At 36.2% G+C, this 1713-nt stretch carries 2 protein-coding genes; both read left to right on the top strand.

Going from position 1 to position 1713, the window contains the following annotated elements; all coding sequences use genetic code 11:
- The coding region (locus tag J7J10_00770; GenBank protein ID MCD6129479.1) for a M48 family metallopeptidase at positions 1-637 on the top strand (637 nt) is incomplete at its 5' end.
- Between the two features lie 460 nt (positions 638-1097).
- On the top strand, positions 1098-1298 hold the full coding sequence (locus J7J10_00765) for a cold-shock protein (protein ID MCD6129478.1): 201 nt from the start codon (positions 1098-1100) through the stop codon (positions 1296-1298).
- Positions 1299-1713 lie beyond the last annotated feature (415 nt).

Raw genomic sequence — 1713 nt, 5'->3', positions numbered from 1 at the left:
AAGAAAAACCATCACATTACAAATAACGAATGATGCTGCTTTAATAGTAAGAGCTCCTTTTAATGTTGATGATGAAACTATAAAAAGGGTTGTTCTGAAACATAAAGATTGGATTGAGAAAAAGAAAAATGATATTCAGAAAAGGGACCCGAAATTTTCACAAAAGGAATTTGTGAACGGTGAAGGATTTTTTTATCTCGGCAAATATTACAAATTAATAATAGTTGATAAACAGGAAGCTGCCTTGCAATTTGAAAATGGATTTTATCTCTCAAGGGAACATTTACCAATCGCCGAACAAGTTTTTATGAGATGGTACAAAGAGAAAGCTTATGAAAAGATTTCGGAAAGGGTTGAATGGTATGCACAAAAGAGGGGATTTAAGTATAATAAAATTAGTATCACGAATGCACAAAAAATATGGGGCTCTTGTTCTCATAAAGGGAATTTGAATTTCCCGTGGCGTCTGATCATGGCACCTTTACCTGTCATAGATTATGTAGTTGTTCATGAGCTTGTGCATCTTGAAGAGAGAAATCACGCAAAATCCTTCTGGAATAAAGTGAAAATGTTAATGCCCGATTATAAAAAACACAAAGATTGGCTGAAGAAAAACGGTTATTTATTGAGGTTATAATATTGCTTTACCCCATTTTTGAATTTCACGGATTTAAAAAGAAGAAAAAAATATCAGCCTCTGGCCCTCCGCCCTTTTGTCATTCCGTGCTTGACACGGAATCTGGATTCCCGTTTTCACGGGAATGACAGAGGAAAAGGTAATCTTGAGGCAAAAAATATTCTTTGCCACAGATCTGGACCTGTGTAATATCCTAACGACCCCCTTTTTCTTTCCCCTCGCCCAAGAGCGGGGGGAATATAGGGGGGTTAATTCAAGTAATCCAGGGGCAAAAAATATTTAATCAAAAAACTCGACAATTAACTTGCATTATTTTAAAAAGAGTGTTATTATTTGTCTAATCAGTAAATACCCGTTCTTAATTGGCGGGTTGGTTTCGTTCTAAAGGAATTTCCGTTTATCAAAGTGGTATCCTGAAGTTTGAGGCTTATGATAATTTTTTTAAAAGGAGGGTGCTATAATGAGTAAAGGAACTGTAAAATGGTTTAACTCTAGTAAGGGCTTCGGCTTCATTGAGCAGAAAGATGGTCCGGATGTATTTGTTCATCATTCAGGAATCAATACATCTGGTTTCAAGTCTCTTAATGAAGGTGATCAAGTTACCTTTGACATCGAGCAAGGTCAAAAAGGTCCTGCTGCAGTAAATGTGACTGTGATCTAATTTCTGATTGTGGGTAAAATGGGTATCCCCTTCCAATGTTAAGGGGATGCCCTTTTTTTATCATTATCAACAAATAACCGACAAGGTGGTGGAAAATTGGCAAAACCAAATTATCAATTTAAAAAGCGTCAGAAAGAATTAGCTAAGAAAAAAAAGAAAGAAGAGAAAAAACAACGCAAACTGGATAAAAAAACAAGCGGGTAAACTGGCAAAAGAGTCAGATACTGTGAGAAAGGTCAAGCAATTCTGTTTCGCAGAATTGCTTGCAAACACAAAGTGTTTGTCAAAACAAGCGACTTCGCCGTTTTTAAATTTTTCTTTATGTTAATCCGTAGTAATCATAGAAATCCAGAAGCTGAAGAAGAAAGAATTTTAGCCACAGGACCTCCGCCCTTTTTGTCATTCCGTGCTTGAC

The organism is Deltaproteobacteria bacterium (assembly GCA_021159305.1).
In the GTDB taxonomy this organism is placed as follows: domain Bacteria; phylum Campylobacterota_A; class Desulfurellia; order JAGGSF01; family JAGGSF01; genus JAGGSF01.
Note: the sequence above shows the minus strand (reverse complement) of the source record. Positions and strands in the feature narration are given on the sequence as shown.